The organism is Pseudomonas sp. LBUM1651, from assembly GCF_059716135.1.
In genome coordinates this window covers 1,425,980-1,444,231 of record NZ_CP166805.1, presented here as the reverse complement: position 1 = coordinate 1,444,231, position 18,252 = coordinate 1,425,980, and the positions used below count along the sequence as shown (strand labels likewise).

Annotated in this window: 17 protein-coding genes; 10 read left to right on the top strand and 7 right to left on the bottom strand. The window is 56.6% G+C overall.

From position 1 onward, the window contains the following. From argR to acs, 7 genes are all read right to left on the bottom strand, one after another. Nucleotides 1-981, bottom strand: a complete 981-nt coding sequence (argR, locus tag ACA066_RS06695; RefSeq protein WP_007943887.1) for a transcriptional regulator ArgR — start codon at nucleotides 979-981, stop codon at nucleotides 1-3. A gap of 247 nt (nucleotides 982-1,228) precedes the next feature. Then, nucleotides 1,229-1,993: an ABC transporter ATP-binding protein gene (locus ACA066_RS06690; protein WP_033056742.1), complete on the bottom strand. Its 765-nt coding sequence runs from the start codon at nucleotides 1,991-1,993 to the stop codon at nucleotides 1,229-1,231. Nucleotides 1,994-2,020: 27 nt separating this feature from the next. After that, nucleotides 2,021-3,133, bottom strand: a complete 1,113-nt coding sequence (locus ACA066_RS06685) for a M14 family metallopeptidase (protein ID WP_497698597.1) — start codon at nucleotides 3,131-3,133, stop codon at nucleotides 2,021-2,023. Between the two features lies 1 nt (nucleotide 3,134). Then, nucleotides 3,135-3,833 (bottom strand): ABC transporter permease, encoded by a 699-nt coding sequence (locus ACA066_RS06680; protein ID WP_497698596.1) that lies wholly within the window; start codon nucleotides 3,831-3,833, stop codon nucleotides 3,135-3,137. Beyond that, the gene (locus tag ACA066_RS06675; protein WP_017340229.1) at nucleotides 3,830-4,519 is read right to left on the bottom strand and encodes an ABC transporter permease; all 690 of its coding nucleotides are present in this window, start codon (nucleotides 4,517-4,519) and stop codon (nucleotides 3,830-3,832) included. The genes ACA066_RS06680 and ACA066_RS06675 overlap by 4 nt, the downstream gene beginning before the upstream one ends. Nucleotides 4,520-4,609: 90 nt before the next feature. Beyond that, complete coding sequence (locus ACA066_RS06670; RefSeq protein WP_497698595.1) at nucleotides 4,610-5,383, bottom strand: ABC transporter substrate-binding protein; 774 nt, start codon at nucleotides 5,381-5,383, stop codon at nucleotides 4,610-4,612. Between the two features lie 1,654 nt (nucleotides 5,384-7,037). Beyond that, nucleotides 7,038-8,993 (bottom strand): acetate--CoA ligase, encoded by a 1,956-nt coding sequence (acs, locus tag ACA066_RS06665; RefSeq protein ID WP_497698594.1) that lies wholly within the window; start codon nucleotides 8,991-8,993, stop codon nucleotides 7,038-7,040. 463 nt (nucleotides 8,994-9,456) lie between these two features. Between acs and ACA066_RS06660 the strand changes: the two genes are divergently transcribed. From ACA066_RS06660 to ACA066_RS06615, 10 genes are all read left to right on the top strand, one after another. Beyond that, complete coding sequence (locus ACA066_RS06660; protein WP_497698593.1) at nucleotides 9,457-9,720, top strand: DUF2790 domain-containing protein; 264 nt, start codon at nucleotides 9,457-9,459, stop codon at nucleotides 9,718-9,720. A 188-nt stretch (nucleotides 9,721-9,908) separates the two neighbouring features. Continuing rightward, a complete protein-coding gene (locus ACA066_RS06655) occupies nucleotides 9,909-10,223 on the top strand; it encodes a hypothetical protein (RefSeq protein ID WP_497698592.1) in 315 nt (104 codons plus the stop codon). A 517-nt stretch (nucleotides 10,224-10,740) separates the two neighbouring features. Beyond that, nucleotides 10,741-11,991: a ribonucleotide-diphosphate reductase subunit beta gene (locus tag ACA066_RS06650; RefSeq protein ID WP_084322765.1), complete on the top strand. Its 1,251-nt coding sequence runs from the start codon at nucleotides 10,741-10,743 to the stop codon at nucleotides 11,989-11,991. Nucleotides 11,992-12,410: 419 nt separating this feature from the next. Continuing rightward, nucleotides 12,411-12,947, top strand: a complete 537-nt coding sequence (locus tag ACA066_RS06645; RefSeq protein WP_497698591.1) for a BRO-N domain-containing protein — start codon at nucleotides 12,411-12,413, stop codon at nucleotides 12,945-12,947. 109 nt (nucleotides 12,948-13,056) lie between these two features. Continuing rightward, nucleotides 13,057-13,770 (top strand): HNH endonuclease, encoded by a 714-nt coding sequence (locus tag ACA066_RS06640; RefSeq protein WP_497698590.1) that lies wholly within the window; start codon nucleotides 13,057-13,059, stop codon nucleotides 13,768-13,770. A 388-nt stretch (nucleotides 13,771-14,158) separates the two neighbouring features. Continuing rightward, the gene (locus tag ACA066_RS06635) at nucleotides 14,159-15,373 is read left to right on the top strand and encodes a SpoIIE family protein phosphatase (RefSeq protein WP_497699818.1); all 1,215 of its coding nucleotides are present in this window, start codon (nucleotides 14,159-14,161) and stop codon (nucleotides 15,371-15,373) included. A gap of 2 nt (nucleotides 15,374-15,375) precedes the next feature. Further along, the gene (locus ACA066_RS06630) at nucleotides 15,376-15,945 is read left to right on the top strand and encodes a SiaB family protein kinase (RefSeq protein ID WP_497699817.1); all 570 of its coding nucleotides are present in this window, start codon (nucleotides 15,376-15,378) and stop codon (nucleotides 15,943-15,945) included. Nucleotides 15,946-15,957: 12 nt separating this feature from the next. Next, a complete protein-coding gene (locus ACA066_RS06625) occupies nucleotides 15,958-16,344 on the top strand; it encodes a DUF1987 domain-containing protein (protein WP_214378022.1) in 387 nt (128 codons plus the stop codon). 13 nt (nucleotides 16,345-16,357) lie between these two features. Then, on the top strand, nucleotides 16,358-17,116 hold the full coding sequence (locus tag ACA066_RS06620) for a GGDEF domain-containing protein (RefSeq protein ID WP_497698589.1): 759 nt from the start codon (nucleotides 16,358-16,360) through the stop codon (nucleotides 17,114-17,116). Between the two features lie 141 nt (nucleotides 17,117-17,257). Then, on the top strand, nucleotides 17,258-18,247 hold the full coding sequence (locus ACA066_RS06615) for a hypothetical protein (RefSeq protein ID WP_497698588.1): 990 nt from the start codon (nucleotides 17,258-17,260) through the stop codon (nucleotides 18,245-18,247). The last annotated feature ends 5 nt before the right edge of the window (nucleotides 18,248-18,252 follow it).

The following is an 18,252-nucleotide window of genomic DNA, read 5'->3' as shown; positions in this document are numbered from 1 at the left end:
TCAGCCGCGCTCGGACGGCACCGACGACAACTCGAAAGGACTGCTGCTGCGCCGCTGGTTGCGATCTTCCCGCGGCGTGGCGCCGAAGAAGTTGCGGTAGGCGCTGGAGAAATGCGGCCCCGAAGAGAAGCCACACGACAGGCCGATCTGGATGATCGACTTGCTGGTTTGCATCAACATTTGTCGGGCCTTGTTCAGGCGCAATTCCAGGTAGTACTGGCTCGGCACACGGTTGAGGTATTGCTTGAAGATGCGCTCCAACTGCCGACGGGACACGCACACATGCTGGGCGATTTCGTCGGTGGTCAGCGGCTCTTCGATGTTGGCTTCCATCAGCAACACCGCTTGGGTGAGCTTCGGATGGCTGGAACCGAGGCGATTCTGCAGCGGAATGCGTTGGCGTTCGCCGCCTTCGCGGATGCGTTCGACCACCAGTTCTTCGGACACGGCGCCCGCCAGTTCGGCACCGTGATCACGGGCCAGTACCGCCAACAGCAAGTCGAGTACCGACAAGCCGCCGCACGCGGTCAGGCGATCGCGATCCCAGTCGAACAGATGACTGGTGGCAATGACCTTAGGGAAACGTTCGGCGAAATCGTCCTGCCAGCGCCAATGCACGGCAGCGCGATAACCGTCGAGCAAACCGAGTTGCGCCAACGGGTAAACACCGGCCGACAGACCACCGATCACGCAACCGGCTCGCACCAGTTGTTTCAGCGCACTGCTGAGCGCCGGCGCGAGGGTGGTCGGCGGCTCATCAGCGAGCAGAAACAGTTTCTGGAAGTTTTCGAGCTTGCCGGCCCAGGGTTCACCCGGCAATTGCCAGGCGCCTTCGGTCGGCGGTTCGGCCTGCAAAAACGACAGTTCGTAGACCACGTCCGGATGCACACGCTGGGCAACACGCAAGGCCTCCTCAGCCAGCGCAAGCGTCAGTGCTTTAGTGCTGGGCCAAATCAGGAAACCAATTCGATGGGCAGTCATGGGCGGGCAATCCGAAGCGAAGAACAGTGATGAAGGCATGGGCCAATGCTAGCCCGTAAATGAACGCAAATCTCAAAACCGATGGAGATCAAACTGTGGGAGCTGGCCTGCCAGCGATGGCGGTGTGTCTGTGCCAGAGATGCAAACTGGCCCACCGCTATCGCTGGCAGGCCAGCTCCCACAGGGATCGGAGCCAGCTTCTAGATTGCGAAGCATGCACTATCCCGGTGCGCAACGGGAGTTCGGTTTACTTCAGGCTGCCCGAGAGGAATTGTTGCAGACGTTCGGACTGTGGATTGACCAGCACCTCACGCGGGTTGCCGCTTTCTTCGACGACACCTTTGTGCAGGAACACCAGCTGGTTCGACACCTCACGGGCGAAGCCCATTTCGTGCGTCACCACCACCATGGTCCGGCCTTCGAGGGCCAAGGCCTGCATGACTTTCAGCACGTCACCGACCAGTTCCGGGTCGAGGGCCGAGGTCGGCTCGTCGAACAGCATCACCTCAGGCTCCATCGCCAACGCACGGGCAATCGCTACGCGCTGCTGTTCGCCACCGGACATGTGGCCCGGGTAAGCGTCTTTACGATGTGCCACGCCGACCTTGTTCAGGTAGTGCTCGGCTTTCTCGCGGGCTTCGGCCTTGGACATGCCGAGCACGTGGACCGGCGCTTCCATGATGTTTTCCAGCGCGGTCATGTGCGACCACAGATTGAAATGCTGGAACACCATCGACAGGCGCGAACGCATGCGTTGCAGTTGTTTCGGGTCGGCAGCCTTCAGCGCGCCGTCCTTGTTGGCCACCAGTTTCAGCTCTTCGTTGTTGAGCAGAATCCTGCCTGCGTGCGGCTGCTCCAGCAGGTTGATGCAGCGCAGGAAGGTACTTTTGCCGGAGCCACTGGAGCCGATGATGCTGATCACATCGCCAGCCGCCGCTTTCAGGGACACGCCCTTGAGCACTTCGTGACTGCCATAGCGTTTATGCAGGTCTTGGACTTCAAGCTTGTACATGCGGTCGGTTCTCACAAAAACAGTCAGTCAGTCGTTGAGCAAGCGCCCGTGACGCAGCGCTTCGCGCCCCGCCACCTTGGCCAGCCAGAAACCGGGTTGGGCATAGCGCAGCCGTTCAATGGCAAACAGCACCCCGGACGTACCAGCACACACCGTGCTGACCCGATCCGATAACGGATCGATCACTTCGAAAATCTCGTCGCCGGCTTCAATCCACTCACCGGGTTTACGCAAGAAACTGATCACGCCAGGGTGTGGCGCAAACAGTAATTCGGTGCCTTCGAATGGCAGGCCTTCGCAAGCGTCCTGCGCAGGTTTTGGCCATTCGCCGCTGATCAAGCCTTGCTCGGCGAGGAACGCCAAAATGCCTTCGGCGTAAGCCATCGCTTCTGGGCGACCGGTATCGGCCTGACCACCCAGTTCAATGGTAGTCGCCAGGCAGGCCAGGGGAATCTGCGCATCAGGGAACTGACGCGACAGACGCAACCAGGGCAGCGAGCACGCTTCGTCAAACGAACTGCCGCCGGAATCTTCCGCCAGCAAACCCACCTTCACGTTCAAATGCGCGGCCAACGAACGCCATTGCGGCCAGTGTTGCGGCAAGGCGTACATGTGCAGCGCCGCTTCGGCATCGCAATGCAGATCCAGCACCACGTCAGCAGTGCAGGCATGGCTGAGCAAAATGCGCTGCATGCCTTGCAACTGACTGGCGGCTGGCGGCAATGCGGCGAGCACATCGCTCATGGCCTGACGGATCAGCTGAATATTGGCGTGCGGATCATCACCCAGGTGCCCTTCCAGCTCGGCGGCCACTGGCGCGCTGAGCTCGAAAAAATCCCTGTTGAAGTTCTTGCCGCTGCCCGCCTCAAAACGCCCTTGATGATTGCCCTGAAGCAATTGGCCGAGGCCCAGAGGATTGGCCACCGGCACCAGTTCGATCACACCGTTGAGCAAGCCTTGGGCTTCAAGTTCGGCCAGGCGCTTTTTCAGCTCCCAAGCCGTACGCATGCCCGGCAATTCATCGGCGTGCAGGCTGGCCTGGATGTAGGCCTTGCGCTCGCCACTGCCGAAGCGGAACACCGAAATCTGGCGTTCGCTGCCCAAGTGGCTCCACGGCAATGAATGATCGATGCGTTCCATATCAGTGCTTCCGCGGGGCCAGATAGCCCAGCCAGCGGCGCTCGGCCAGTTTGAACATCCGCACCAGAATGAAGGTCAGGCACAGGTAAAACACACCGGCGGTGATGTAGGCTTCGAACGGCAGGTAGAACTGAGCGTTGACCGTGCGCGCGGCACCGGTGATGTCGATCAGGGTCACGATGGACGCCAGACTGGTGGTCTGCAGCATCATGATCACTTCGTTGCTGTACTGCGGCAGCGCCCGGCGCAGGGCCGATGGCAGCAGGATGCGCTTGTACATCTTGAAGCGCGACATGCCCATGGCCTTGGCCGCTTCGATTTCACCGTTCGGCGTAGCGCGCAGGCTGCCGGCGATGATTTCTGCGGTGTAGGCGCTGGTGTTGATGGCGAAGGCCAGGCACGCGCAGAACGTCGCGCTGGACAGCCACGGCCACAAGAAGCTTTCGCGTACCGCTTCGAATTGCGCCAGACCGTAGTAGATCAAAAACAGCTGCACCAGCATCGGCGTGCCGCGAATCACGTAGGTGAAGAGCCAGGCCGACATGTTGACGACCGCGTTCTTCGAGACACGCATCAGCCCCAGCGGCAAGGCCGCCAGCAGACCGAAAAACAGCGACAGCGCGAGCAATTTGAGGGTGGTCACCAGGCCGCCGAAGTACAGCGGCAAGGCCTCCCAAATGACGTTGTAGTCGAAGATCATAGATCAGCCGCCCTTACGCCTACCGAGTAGCGCTTCTCAAGGTGACGCAATGCCAGCAACGAGACACTGGTGATCACCAGGTACATCGCCGCCACTGCGAGGAAGAAGGTGAAAGGCTCGCGGGTGGCGTCTGCCGCCTGCTTGGCCTTGAACATCATGTCTTGCAGACCCACCACCGAAATCAGCGCGGTGGCCTTGGTCAGTACCAGCCAGTTGTTGGTGAAACCCGGAATCGCCAGACGAATCATCTGCGGCACCAACACCCGGAAGAACACCTGGAAACTGCTCATGCCGTACGCCATGCCGGCTTCTGCCTGCCCCTTCGGGATCGCCATGAACGCGCCACGGAAGGTCTCCGACAGGTACGCACCGAAGATGAAACCCAGGGTGCCGATACCGGCGGCCAACGGGTTCAGGTCGATGTAATCGTCATAGCCCAGCATCGGAGCCACGCGGTTGAGCAGGTCCTGACCACCGTAGAAAATCAGCAGGATCAGCACCAGGTCGGGAATCCCGCGGATGACCGTGGAATACAGATCGCCCAGCCAGGCCAGCCAGCGCACCGGGGAAAGACGCAGCGCAACGCCGATCAGACCCAGAAGGATGGCCAGGGCCATGGACGACAAGGCGAGCTGAAGCGTCAGCCATGCGCCATCGAGGATGACAGCCCCGTAGCCTTTCAACATGATTCAGGTCCTCGAAAGTTGGGATGAAAAAATGGCGCAAACCTCAGAGATCCTGTTGCTTGCGCCATTCAGACTTGTCGCCTGGACGTGTTACTTGCCGTAGATATCGAAGGCGAAGTACTTGTCCTGGATTTGCTTGTACTTGCCGTTCTCGCGAATGGCGGCGATCGCGGTGTTGATCTTGTCTTTCAGCGCGTCGCCCTTGCGCACCGCGATACCTACGCCGTCGCCGAAGTATTTGACGTCGGTGAAGGCCGGGCCAACGAAGGCAAAACCTTTGCCGGCGTCGGTTTTCAGGAAACCGTCATCCAGCAGCGTAGCGTCTGCCACGGTGCCGTCGAGGCGACCGGCAGCGACGTCGAGGTAGATTTCGTTCTGCGAACCGTATGGCTTGATCTCGGCACCCAACGGGGCCAGGACTTCGCGGGCGAAACGCTCGTGGATCGAACCACGCTGCACGCCGATGTTCTTGCCCTTCAGCTCGGTCAGGCCGTCGCTGACTTGGGTGCCGGCCTTCATGACCAGGCGAGCCGGGGTGTTGTAGTACTTGTTGGTGAAGTCCACAGACTTCTTGCGGTCTTCAGTGATCGACATGGACGACAGGATCGCGTCGATCTTGCGCACTTTGAGTGCCGGGATCAGACCATCGAACTCTTGCTCGACCCACACGCACTTGAGCTTCATCTCTTCGCACAGGGCGTTGCCGATGTCGTAGTCGAAACCAACGATGCTGCCGTCCGGTGCTTTGGAAGCGAACGGAGGGTATGCCGCTTCGATACCAATTTTCAGAGGCTTTTCATCGGCGAAGGTTGGCAGGGACAGCACGGACAGTGCCAGGGCGCCAAGCAGCACGAGTTTCTTCATCTTGGGACTCCATCGGTAAAGGGCTAAAACGGCAGAGTGAGCGACAGCCCAATATGCGAATGAGTGGAACCGGAAAGCGATGCTGCGTCGTAGGAATCGCGCGTTTTTTTCAACGCGAGCAACAACGAGCGAGTGATCGGCATTCTAACGACAGGCCCGAAGCCGATATTTCTTCAATGCGACAACAAATTACAGAAGCACCGAGAAAGCCGTTTGGGCACGTTGACAGCCTTGCAATTTCATGCAAGAGCAAAAGACAGTGAACCGATCCATGTTGCAAATTGCGGGCCTATTATTGGCAAAGCCTTCTAATCCGGCAAGCGTAGCGTTGGTTCTTATTTTTTTGCCGAGCTGAAATGCACCGTTGCGGGCTTATGGCGTTTCTCAATGCCCCGTATCGGCGCGAGCGGTTACACATTCAGTTACTTGAAGGGTGGCGGGTAACAGTGGGAAATGGACTACGGATGAAGCCGATAATTATTGGTTGATGTTTATTTCGCGCCTGACAGATCGCCATCGCTAGCAGGCTAGCTCCCACAGAGGAACTGCGCTCGGTTCAAATTATGAATCCACTGGAGCCCCCTGTGGGAGCTAGCCTGCTAGCGAAGAGGCCCGGGCTATCAACACAAAAACCTCAGGCAGTAAAAAACCCCGACAGGCACTGGGTATCCCACAGAGGAACTGCGCTCGGTTCAAATTATGAATCCACTGGAGCCCCCTGTGGGAGCTAGCCTGCTAGCGAAGAGGCCCGGGCTATCAACACAAAAACCTCAGGCAGTAAAAAAACCCGACAGGCACTGGGTATCCCACAGAGGAACTGCGCCCGGTTCAAATTGTGAATCCACTGGAGCCCCCTGTGGGAGCTAGCCTGCTAGCGAAGAGGCCCGGGCTATCAACACAAAAACCTCAGGCAGTAAAAAAAACCCGCCAGACACTGGGTCTCCCACAAGGGAACTGCGCCCGGTTCAAATTGTGAATCCACTGGAGCCCCCTGTGGGAGCTAGCCTGCTAGCGAAGAGGCCCGGACTACCAACACAAAAACCTCAGGCAGTAAAAAACCCCGACAGGCACTGGGTATCCCACAGAGGAACTGCGCCCGGTTCAAATTGTGAATCCACTGGAGCCCCCTGTGGGAGCTAGCCTGCTAGCGAAGAGGCCCGGGCTATCAACACAAAAACCTCAGGCAGTAAAAAAAACCCGCCAGACACTGGGTCTCCCACAAGGGAACTGCGCCCGGTTCAAATTGTGAATCCACTGGAGCCCCCTGTGGGAGCTAGCCTGCTAGCGAAGAGGCCCGGACTACCAACACAAAAACCTCAGGCAGTAAAAAAAACCCGCCAGACACTGGGTCTCCCACAAGGGAACTGCGCCCGGTTCAAATTGTGAATCCACTGGAGCCCCCTGTGGGAGCTAGCCTGCTAGCGAAGAGGCCCGGGCTATCAACACAAAAACCTCAGGCAGTAAAAAAAACCCGCCAGACACTGGGTCTCCCACAAGGGAACTGCGCCCGGTTCAAATTGTGAATCCACTGGAGCCCCCTGTGGGAGCTAGCCTGCTAGCGAAGAGGCCCGGACTACCAACACAAAAACCTCAGGCAATAAAAAAACCCGACAGACACTGGGTCTGGCGGGGCTTCGATGACTCGGAACGCTACTTACGCAACATTCATCGTCTTATGCGTATCAATCAAATGCTGCACCACACCCGGATCGGCCAGGGTGGAGATATCCCCCAACCCATCATATTCAGCGGTCGCAATCTTGCGCAGAATCCGCCGCATGATCTTGCCCGAACGCGTTTTCGGCAGCCCCGGCGCCCACTGAATCACATCCGGCGAAGCAATCGGGCCGATCTCCTTGCGCACCCAGTTCTTCAGTTCCAGACGCAATTGCTCGCTCGTCTCCTCGCCAGCGTTCAGCGTCACGTAGACATAAATGCCCTGCCCCTTGATGTCGTGCGGTACGCCGACCACGGCAGCCTCAGCGACTTTCGGGTGAGCGACCATCGCACTTTCAATCTCGGCAGTACCCATGCGGTGACCGGACACGTTGAGCACGTCATCCACACGCCCAGTGATCCAGTAATAACCGTCCTCGTCACGACGGGCACCGTCACCGGTGAAATACATGCCGCGGAAGGTCTTGAAGTAGGTGTCGACAAAACGGTCATGGTCGCCATACAGCGTGCGCGCCTGACCTGGCCACGAATCGAGAATCACCAGGTTGCCCTCGGCAACGCCTTCGATGATGTTGCCCAGGTTATCCACCAATGCCGGCACCACGCCGAAGAACGGACGTGCAGCAGAACCCGGCTTGAGCGCGTGCGCACCCGGCAGCGGGCTCATCAGGGTCGCGCCGGTTTCGGTCTGCCACCAGGTGTCGACGATCGGGCAACGGGACTGGCCAACGTTCTTGTAGTACCAGTCCCACGCTTCCGGGTTGATCGGCTCACCGACCGAACCCAACAAACGCAAACTGCTGCCATCGAAGTCTTCAATGGCAGCCTTGCCCGACGCCATCATCGCGCGGATGGCGGTGGGGGCGGTGTAGAGAATGTTGACCTTATGCTTGTCGACGATTTTCGCCACCCGGGTGATGTCCGGATAGTTCGGCACGCCTTCAAACAGCAGCGTGGTCGCACCGTTGGCCAGCGGGCCATAAACAATATAGGTGTGGCCAGTGACCCAACCGACGTCGGCGGTGCACCAGTAGACTTCGCCCGGACGGTAGTCGAACACGCGCTCGTGGGTCATCGCCGCGTACAACAGATAGCCGGCGGTGGTGTGCTGTACACCCTTCGGCTTACCGGTCGAACCGGAGGTATAAAGGATGAACAGCGCTTCTTCAGCACCCATTTCTTTCGGCGCGCAGACAGTGCCCGCCACTTTCATCAGGTCTTCGAACCAGATGTCGCGATGCTGGTTCCACTTGATGTTGCCACCGGTGCGCTTGCACACGATGACCTTCTGAATGCTGCTGGTTTCCGGGTTGGTCAGCGCGTCGTCGACATTGGTCTTGAGCGGGATCTTCTTGCCGGCACGAACGCCTTCGTCAGCGGTGATCACCACTTTGGATTTGCAGTCGATGATGCGACCGGCCAGCGCTTCCGGCGAGAAACCACCGAACACCACCGAGTGAATCGCGCCGATCCGGGTGCAGGCCAGCATGGCGACCACGGCTTCGGGGATCATCGGCATATAGATAGTCACCACGTCACCGCGGTGAACATCCTGGCCGCGCAGGGCGTTGGCGAACTTGCAGACTTGTTCGTGCAGCTCGCGATAGGTGATGTTGCGGCTCTCGGCAGGGTCATCCCCTTCCCAAATGATCGCGATTTGATCGCCGCGCTCGGCCAGATGACGGTCGAGGCAGTTGTAGGAAACGTTCAGGGTGCCGTCGGCGAACCATTTGATGTCGACATGGTGATCATCGAAAGACGTCTGCTTCACCGTGGTGAAAGGCTTGATCCAGTCGAGGCGCTTGGCTTGCTCGCGCCAGAAGCCGTCCGGGTTGACCACCGACTGCTGGTACATGGCTTTGTAGGTTGCCTCGTCAGTCAGCGTATTGGACAGAACCTCGGGACGAACGGGATACAGAGAAGCCGCACTCATCTTTCTTACCTCGGTGGAATAGTTGTTTTTGTATGACCCCAGTTGTAGCCGGGCCGGACCTATAGAACCATTCGACCATGGTAGTAACAAGCCCCTACAAATTATCGTGATAAGCCCGGAACCACCGCCCCAAACACCCCGCAACCCCTGTAGGAGCATGGCTTGCCCGCGAAGAACGATAACGCGGTCCACCTGAAAAACCCCGTCATCAAGATAGCCAACAAACCGCCTCCGACACGTTATTCCGTGATTGTTACGAAATCTGTCAAAGGTGTTTATCAAAACCCCACCTATATGAACGCTCCCCCCACGCCTAAAATCAGCCCCGCCAACAAGGCAAACCCTGATTAACCAAGTTGCAGCCCCCACGAAGGCAGTTAATCAAAAAACCGGTAATGAAGTTCCACACGCAACCCCAAAAAGGTTGCGTGACCCCACTCGACCTCTAAAAGGTAAAACCGAAATGAAAGCTTTATTAGTTCTGGCCCTCTCCAGCCTGTGCGCAACCGCCATGGCCGACGAGGTCCCGACTGATGTCGCGCAGCAACAACCGGCTATCGAGGAATACACTTACTCCACTCACCTGGACATCGCCAAAGTTGTCTCCATGAGCGAAGTCTCCAATGTGTGCGGAGTTGTCCCCATGAAAATGGAATATGACGACTCCAAAGGCCAACGCCACATTCTGCGCTACAGCGTCATGGGCAACGGCTGCTCCAACGGCTGATCTCCCGCACTCCCCCTTAACGGTTCGACCCATCCGCCCCGCTGTTCAAGGCAGATGAAGCGCCGAACCGTATAAATCGATTTATACGATATCTTTAAGCGTTTATTTGCGCTTTTTAATCGAATTTTTCGGCGCAGTATGAATTCCACACCAAGGCACACAACGCCAACGAACCTGGAGCCACTACCATGAAAACCAAACTGTTCCTCGCCCTGACCCTGTCTGTCCTGGCCGCCAACACCTTCGCCGCCGACGGTTACGACCGCACGGGCTCGGCAGCTTTCACCACCGAAGCGGCTGTCGCTTCTGATGGTTACGACCACACCGGCTCGGCCTCCTTCGCCGCCGACGGTGCCGATCACATCGGTGCAGGTAAACTGGCTTCCGACGGTTTTGATCACACTGGCGCTGCCAAAGTCGCTGCTGACGGTAGCGATCACACCGGCGCGGCCAAGGTTGCTGCCGATGGTGCAGACCACGTGGGTGCAGCTCGTCTGAGCTGATCATCGAGCGTGACTTTATAGCCCGACCTCGGTCGGGCTTAGTTGTGTCTGGCAGCGTCGAAAACCGACTCAAAACACAACATGTAGTAAAAAACGTAGCTTTTTGGCTGTTTTTTGAACAAAAATTTTGCCTGCCAAAATTTATAAAAAAAAATCTTCCCCCGCGATCTCCAGCCAAAGCCCTGTAAACCCTCGCTCCGACCGAAAAACCCTCCTTCTCGACCGCTCCATGCGCGGATTCGCCCCACCACGGCCGCAAAAATTTCCCTATAATGCCGGCTTAAACGGGCCTGCAATATTCCCTTACAGGGATGACAGCCAGTCTGAAGCCCACGCCGAAGTCCTCACCGATTTCTGCGCCCGTCAGAGGCTCTCGGACCCCGTACAAAATTATGTTTATTTGCCTGCGTGTACCGCTGCAAAAAACGCTATCCAACGCGGCCAGTACGGCCGTGTGAAAAACCAACCAATCAGTTTTCACACGGGCATCTGGCCCTCACGCAGGAGACGACACGTCATGCTGAGCTGGGACGAATTCGACAAAGAAGACAGCGGCGAGACCGTGGTTAAAGGCGCCAACGCCGGCCACGCGACTGAAGCCAACATGGACCGACTCGACACCGCTGGTGGTGTCGCCGCTCAAGAAGCTCGCGCCGTAACCGCGACCGACTCTGCCGCAATCGCCCGTGCCAAAGCAGCCCTGGACAACCTCGACATCGCCGAAGGCCTCGCCGAACTCGAAGGCGCCTCCGCCCGTGTCGCCGTCGACGAAAAGCGCATGATCAACTGCCGCGCCGACCTCAACCAACTCGTACCGTTCAAGTACGACTGGGCCTGGCAGAAATACCTGGACGGTTGCGCAAACCACTGGATGCCGCAAGAAGTCAACATGACCGCCGACATCGCCCTCTGGAAAGACCCGGAAGGCCTGACCGACGACGAGCGCCGCATCGTCATGCGCAACCTCGGCTTCTTCTCCACCGCCGACTCCCTGGTTGCCAACAACCTGGTGCTGGCCGTGTACCGCCTGATCACCAACCCGGAATGCCGCCAGTACATCCTGCGCCAGGCCTTCGAAGAGGCGATCCACACCCACGCCTACCAGTACTGCATCGAATCACTGGCCATGGATGAAGGCGAGATCTTCAACATGTACCACGAGATTCCGTCGGTCGCGAAAAAAGCCACCTGGGGCCTCAAATACACCCGCTCGATCTCCGATCCGAAGTTCGAAACCGGCACCGTCGAAACCGACAAAGAGTTGCTGCGCAACCTGATCGCCTACTACTGCGTCCTGGAAGGCATCTTCTTCTACTGCGGCTTCACCCAGATCCTCTCCATGGGCCGCCGCAACAAAATGACCGGCGTCGCCGAGCAGTTCCAATACATCCTGCGCGACGAATCCATGCACCTGAACTTCGGCATCGACGTGATCAACCAGATCAAAATCGAAAACCCGCATTTGTGGGATGCTGAGATGAAGGAAGAGGCTTCGCAGATGATTCTGCAGGGGACTCAGCTGGAGATTGAATACGCACGTGACACCATGCCTCGCGGCGTGTTGGGCATGAACGCGGCGATGATGGAGGACTACCTGAAGTTCATCGCTAACCGTCGTCTTTCGCAGATCGGTCTTAAAGAAGAGTATCCAGGGACTACGAATCCGTTCCCTTGGATGAGCGAGATTATGGACTTGAAGAAAGAGAAGAATTTCTTTGAGACGAGAGTTATTGAGTATCAGACTGGTGGGGCGTTGAGCTGGGATTGATTCCCGAGCTAACCGCGATTTGACGGTAGCGACCTGAGTCGATAAATCGAAATACTGAAAGCCCCGATCTGATCGGGGCTTTTTTATTGGGGAATGAGAACCCCATTTTTTCATCCCTACGCTACGACGCTAAAACTCCTACAGCACTTACAGCTCCGTCCGCATTGATGCCCTGTCAAAGCACCTCTAAGCTCCATTGCAGGTGCCTAAGAAACGCCCAACGTAGAAGCTTGGTCAATCACACAGACACGCAACTCACCCTTTGGTGATTTGTCGTTCGGATGTGCGAAGGCATTGCTCGTTGGGATTTTTTAAGTCCACTCTACGTTGGGGTCAGGCCCTCCTAAATCTACACGTAGAGGTAATGGATATGCCTGAACACGATCTACCCCGCACTTTCGCCATTCTGGAGATCAGTCATGACTGATCCCTTCTCTGTAACAGTCTTCACTCGCCACAACCTTGCCCTCCATGCCCTCCTACTAGAAAACCAGCCATGGTTCTGCGCCCGCGATCTGGGTCGTTTAATGGGTTTCCATCTGAATGATCGTGTGGTCAGCAAACTGGACGAGGATCAGAGACATACGTTGTTGATTGAGTACCACGGCCAACCGGAAAAACGGCTGATGCTCAGCGAATCCGGTGTGTATGCGTTGTTGGTATATCACTACGCGCCGGGGCATCGGCTGTTGCGTGAATGGTTGACTCATCAAGTAGTGCCAGCCTTGCGCGACGCCGGGCAGTCGAAGAATGCAGATCGGCCGATGTTGAGTTTGTTGGATTGGCCGGAAATGTCGTTGAGTCTGTTGCATTGGCAAGATGAAGGCTGGATTCGACTGCGGGACATGCCTTATCTGTTGCTCAATCGCACGCGGCGGCGGCGGGTGCCGGTGGTTAAGCCTTGGTGGCGGAAGGTTTTGGAGGCGTTTCAGTCCTCAAAGCATTCGGTTGGCTAGCTTTGTAGGATCAACTGAAAGAAGCGTCGGTCTTTTCTGTAGGAATTTTCGTAGACAGTCGTAATGGCCACTCAGTATCGTCCGAGGGTTTTCAGCCCTCGGCGATTGTATGGACACGGAAAAGAGCAACAGCGATTGGACTGACATTGAGATTCAGGCTGCGGTAGACGCCTATCTCAGCATGTTGTCCCGCGAGCAGAGCGGTCAGAAAGTCGTTAAGACTGAGGAGAACCGCATCCTGCGCGAGGGAACCTTAGCCGGTCGGACCAAAGGGTCGGTTGAATTTCGGATGCAGAACATCTCTACCGTGCTGGAGGAGCTGGGTCGAGCTCGTATTGCGGGGTACAAACCCGCCAAGAATGTCGGCGCGAATGTTGCGCGAAGCATCCGAGAAGCGCTCAACGCTCCAAGTACTTTGACACCTGAGGATTTTGCCCCGACAGCGGATGAAGAAACATTGGAGCAACGAGCTGCCAAACTTGAGCGACAACCGCTTAAAGATGAGCCGAAGGGGATTGAGCGCCCCGAGCAAACTCAGTCCAGCGGCAAATCTTTTGTTCGCGATCCTGAGGTGAGAGCTTGGGTTCGCCAACAGGCTAACGGTAGATGCGAAGGCTGTGGCGAGCCCGCTCCGTTTGAAAAGGATGGCAGGCCGTTTCTTGAGGTCCATCACGTTAAGCATTTAGCGCAGGAAGGTTCGGATCGTCCGAGCAATGCCGTGGCGCTATGTCCGAACTGTCATCGTCGCTGCCACCATTCGAGCGACAGGGATGAATTCACTGCTTCGCTATACACGAAGGTAGAGCGCTTGTTGCCTGAGTAATTGAAGAGAATTTTTGGCGAGGGAGCTCACCGGATCAATTGCAGAGAAATCGTAAACCCGCGCTCTCCTGATTCACCCTATCGTTTGATTTCACGACTGCTTCGCAGCCGAACGCAGGCTTCGCCAGCTGCTACGGGATCGCGTTACGGTTTAACTGACTGGCATTCATCCAACGCGACTTTTGCCTGGTTTGGTCGCGAGCAGGCTCGCTCCCACAGGGGATTTGAGGTGGGCTGGAAACCTCAGCGTTATTGCCGTACAGGCGACCTCAAATCCTCACTCCCCACACAAATCACCCCACTGTAATATCAGCTTAACATCACCCTGCCATCATCCCCCATTTACCCGGTGCGATGATTCAGTTATGAACGCAGAACACTTCACTTTCATGCATCCCAAGCTGCCAAAAGACCACAAGTGCGCCGGTGATTTATGCAATGAAGCGCCTGCGATCAGCCTGGATAGCAACAACACCCTGGTGATGGAAATTTTCACCGCGCAGCGCGATGTCGTGTGCCTGGCGGTGGTGGAAGACTCGCGCCCGGTAGGCCTTATTAACCGCAACATTTTCTTGTCGCAAATGAGCAAACCGTTTCACCGTGAGCTTTTTGACAAGAAAAGCTGCATCGCTTTTATGGACAAGGAACCGTTAATCGTCGACGCCGAGATGAGCATCGAAGAGTTGACGTTCAAGACGGTGGAGTACGGTGAGAAGGCCCTCGCCGACGGCTTCATCGTGACGAGAAACGGTAGTTTCGCAGGTTTGGGAAATGGCTTGCAGTTGATGGCGGTGGTGGCGGCCATGCAAGCCGAAAAGAACCGCCAGATGATGCAGAGCATCGAATACGCGAGTGTCATTCAACGCGCGATGCTTCGGGCCTCCCGTGATGCCTTGGCGTTGACGCTGGATGACGCGACATTGCTGTGGGAGCCACGGGATGTTGTCGGCGGCGACTTTTATCATTTCTGTGCCTACCCGACCGGATGGTTTGGGGCGATTGCAGACTGCACCGGTCACGGTGTGCCAGGCGCTTTCATGACGTTGATCGCCTCCTCTTCATTAACCCAGGCGCTGACCCAGATAGGCCCGCGCGACCCTGGGCATCTCCTGTCTGCCGTTAACCGGGGCGTCAAAGGTCTACTGGGGCAAGTCAACGGACTGGATGGCACCCCGGAGTCGGATGACGGCCTGGACGCCGCTTTCTTTTGGTTCGATTCGGCCACTCACGTATTGAGTTTTGCCGGGGCCAGGATGTCGCTGAATGTGTTGAAGCCTGACGCCGACGAACTTGAAACCATTGCCGGTCAGCGCATCGGCGTCGGTTATGTGGATAGCGGTTTGGACTACTCGTGGACGGTGAGCACTGTTCACCTGCCACCTGGCAGCCTCATTTTCATCGCCACTGATGGCCTCACGGACCAAATTGGCGGTCCCAAAAAAATCGCCTTCGGTAAGCGCAAGGCGTTCGAAACCATACTGGAACACCGTGATAAATCGTCAACGCTCATCTGCGAAGCGTTGCAACGCACGTTCGCAGCCTGGCAGGGAGAACAAACCCGTCGTGACGACTTGACCCTTTTTTGTGCCCGCATTAGGAACTGATGATGCTTAATCCTGCGTCTGTGCATCACGACTGCACGTTTTTCGATTTGGCCCAGCAACGGAATGTCATTTTTTATCACATGGGTTATTTCTCGCATCACATCATTTCAGCGATGGCGGAAGTTGTGAAACTGCAACTCGAAATCTCTGGGGTGAGTGGTCCGACACGACGTAAGTTGTTCTCATCGTTTGTTGAGCTCTCGCAGAACATCCTGCATTACTCCTCGGATTTGCTGCAAACCACGGTTGCCGATGAATCGGTACTGCGCCAGGGCGCGGTGTGTATAAGCAAGGAAGGTGAACACCACCTGATGCTCTGCGCCAATCCCATTGCATCAACGGACGTTGATCGCCTCCGAGAGAAGCTCGAACCCTTGCGCAACATGTCACTTGAAGAGATCAAGCACGCCTACAAGGTGACGTTGCGGGCGGAGACTCCAGTGGACAGCAAGGGGGCCGGCCTGGGCTTTTTGACGATGGCGCGCGACGCTTGCGCGCCCTTGGAGTTTGACTTTCATCCAAGAGCGGATGACCCGGACACTACCCTGTTTTGTCTTAAAGCCATCATTTGAGTCGAGAGAGTTATGGATAATTTCTACATTGACGCAACCGCAACATCGCCGGAAGTGGACTTTCGTTTCGATCAAAACCTGCTGTCCATAAAAGGCGAGTCTTACCCCGAAAACGCGGCTGCTTTTTATGCCCCGATCATCCAGCAGCTACGCAGTTTTCTGGAGGGGCGTACAGACGCGACGATCACGACCAATATCGCGTTGGCGTATTTCAATAGTTCCAGTACCAAAATGCTGTTCAGCATTTTCGATGCGCTTGATCGTTCGGCTCAAGCTGGCAACCGGATTGAAGTTAACTGGTACCACGACGAGGAAGACGAAACGATTTTTGAGTTTGGTGAGGAGCTGAAGGCTGACTTCGAATCCATTATTTTCAATGATCACTCGATCACCACCTGAGGTAATGACAAAAATGACCGCTCCAGTCACTACCGTTGGGGATTCTGGTGACTCGGCTCCCGATCTGTTCAAAAGCGAAAATGATGCGCTTGAGCGCGCTCGCTCGACGTTGGCGCTGAGCGGGGCGGATGCCGAAACGTACCAGCGCTCGCTTGCCGATATGACTTCGCACTTTGAGCGTTTGATGCGCGAAACTCGCCGGCTGATTGGTCGAAGCGACCGGGCCGAGCGCGAAATGAATACCCTTAATGCGCAACTGCAGATACTGGCCCGCCAGCTCGAATATCGCGCGACTCACGATGGCCTGACGGGCGTGCTCAATCGCAGCGCCGTGATTGATCTGTCCGTACAGACCCTGCAAAAAGTCGGTGCGGTGATGATCGTCCTGGACATCGATCACTTCAAGCTGGTGAATGACGAGTTCGGTCACCCTGCCGGGGATGCGGTCATTCAGGGAATAGTCGGCTGCCTGCGCAGGATCGTCGGTGACAGCGGAATAATCGGGCGAGTGGGCGGTGAAGAATTTACGGTACTGATCCCCGCCGGCGAAATCGAGGAAGGCTTGAGCCTTGCGGAAGCCATGCGGGAGGCGATTGCATCTCACGTGTTTGGCTGTCCCGTGAACCGACAAATCACGGCGAGTTTCGGCGTTAGCGCCAATTCAGTGGGAACAAGTTTCGATACCGCCTACAGCTTGGCGGATACAGCCTTGTACGAGGCAAAGCGCTCAGGCAGAAATCGTGTAGAGATGGCGGGCGAAGACGCACTTTGAAGCGTTGCTTGCGTTGATGGAGTTGAGACTCACGAGTTGGCGTGCTCCCGCAGGTTTGGCGCAACTGTTGAAAGCATTGAGTGCATTCCTCACCACCTCCCGCTATTAATACTCGCTTCTTCCCCGACAACTGAATCCACCATGAAATTCGACCTCGCCTACTGCCTCAGCCTCGACGACAAGCTGTCGATCTATGACGTGCGGGATTTGAATTTCGACGAGACCATGGATTTCGATTCCGCCAAGGAGCACTTCCAGTGCCCCAACGATGCCTGTCGGTTGGCGTTCGATGGGTTGAATGTGTTGACGACGTTCAACGCCAAGAACGTGAATTACGTTCGCACCCCGCACTTCAAGAACACGCCCAGTACCCGGCATGTCGCGGATTGTCCTTATGTCAGTCTCAAGACGCCGCCGTCAGGTGTGGACGCGGACGGTGCGGAAGCGGATGACAGCCGCGAGGAGCATTTTCCGTCGGAGTTGTTACTGACTCGGCGTCAGTATGTGCGTAAGCCGTCGAGCCCGGCTGTGGCTGCAGACGTCACGCGGGATGAGCCGCGAACACCTTCAACAGTCAGTAACGTCGAGCATCCAACCCGCGAGTCAGCGCCAGACAAGACCAGCATCTTCGCCCACCCGGTGGAGTGTTTCGTGTCGAACTTCGAGGACAAGGACCTGCTTAAGCGCATGCCGCTGAAGATTGGCGAGCACACGGCGCCTTATGGGTCATTCTTCAAGAAGATCGAATACCTGACGGACAACAAGGGGCTGATTTACTGGGGCAAGATCAAGGAGATCAAGGATTACACCCAGAGCTTTCGCATCGATTTCGAGCAGAAGGTCTGGTTCAAGCAAGCGGATGAGGCGAAGAAGAAACCTTATTCGGTCAACGTTTACTTGAGCAAGAAGTTGATCGAGAACTACCGCAAGCGCAAAGCGTTTCTGGAGGAGATCAAGCACGCCATCGACAGTGAGACGGAGTTGTTTTGTTTCTTTTATGGCGTGACGCCGGAGTTGAAGCAGGTGCCGAGCAAGAAAAACCCCGAGCAGACGTTCGGGGTGTTCAGTGCAAATATCGAGAACCTGGATCACTTCATTATTCGTGAAGCGCCGGGGTTGGAGGCGATGTGACGGCG

Coding starts and splice junctions, on each gene's coding strand:
- ACA066_RS06615 (WP_497698588.1), top strand. CDS start 17,258: ATGAAATTCGACCTCGCCTACTGCCTCAGCCTCGACGACAAGCTGTCG.
- ACA066_RS06620 (WP_497698589.1), top strand. CDS start 16,358: ATGACCGCTCCAGTCACTACCGTTGGGGATTCTGGTGACTCGGCTCCC.
- ACA066_RS06690 (WP_033056742.1), bottom strand. CDS start 1,993: ATGTACAAGCTTGAAGTCCAAGACCTGCATAAACGCTATGGCAGTCAC.
- ACA066_RS06640 (WP_497698590.1), top strand. CDS start 13,057: ATGGACACGGAAAAGAGCAACAGCGATTGGACTGACATTGAGATTCAG.
- ACA066_RS06675 (WP_017340229.1), bottom strand. CDS start 4,519: ATGTTGAAAGGCTACGGGGCTGTCATCCTCGATGGCGCATGGCTGACG.
- ACA066_RS06635 (WP_497699818.1), top strand. CDS start 14,159: ATGCATCCCAAGCTGCCAAAAGACCACAAGTGCGCCGGTGATTTATGC.
- ACA066_RS06660 (WP_497698593.1), top strand. CDS start 9,457: ATGAAAGCTTTATTAGTTCTGGCCCTCTCCAGCCTGTGCGCAACCGCC.
- acs (WP_497698594.1), bottom strand. CDS start 8,993: ATGAGTGCGGCTTCTCTGTATCCCGTTCGTCCCGAGGTTCTGTCCAAT.
- ACA066_RS06655 (WP_497698592.1), top strand. CDS start 9,909: ATGAAAACCAAACTGTTCCTCGCCCTGACCCTGTCTGTCCTGGCCGCC.
- ACA066_RS06645 (WP_497698591.1), top strand. CDS start 12,411: ATGACTGATCCCTTCTCTGTAACAGTCTTCACTCGCCACAACCTTGCC.
- ACA066_RS06650 (WP_084322765.1), top strand. CDS start 10,741: ATGCTGAGCTGGGACGAATTCGACAAAGAAGACAGCGGCGAGACCGTG.
- argR (WP_007943887.1), bottom strand. CDS start 981: ATGACTGCCCATCGAATTGGTTTCCTGATTTGGCCCAGCACTAAAGCA.
- ACA066_RS06670 (WP_497698595.1), bottom strand. CDS start 5,383: ATGAAGAAACTCGTGCTGCTTGGCGCCCTGGCACTGTCCGTGCTGTCC.
- ACA066_RS06630 (WP_497699817.1), top strand. CDS start 15,376: ATGCTTAATCCTGCGTCTGTGCATCACGACTGCACGTTTTTCGATTTG.
- ACA066_RS06680 (WP_497698596.1), bottom strand. CDS start 3,833: ATGATCTTCGACTACAACGTCATTTGGGAGGCCTTGCCGCTGTACTTC.
- ACA066_RS06685 (WP_497698597.1), bottom strand. CDS start 3,133: ATGGAACGCATCGATCATTCATTGCCGTGGAGCCACTTGGGCAGCGAA.
- ACA066_RS06625 (WP_214378022.1), top strand. CDS start 15,958: ATGGATAATTTCTACATTGACGCAACCGCAACATCGCCGGAAGTGGAC.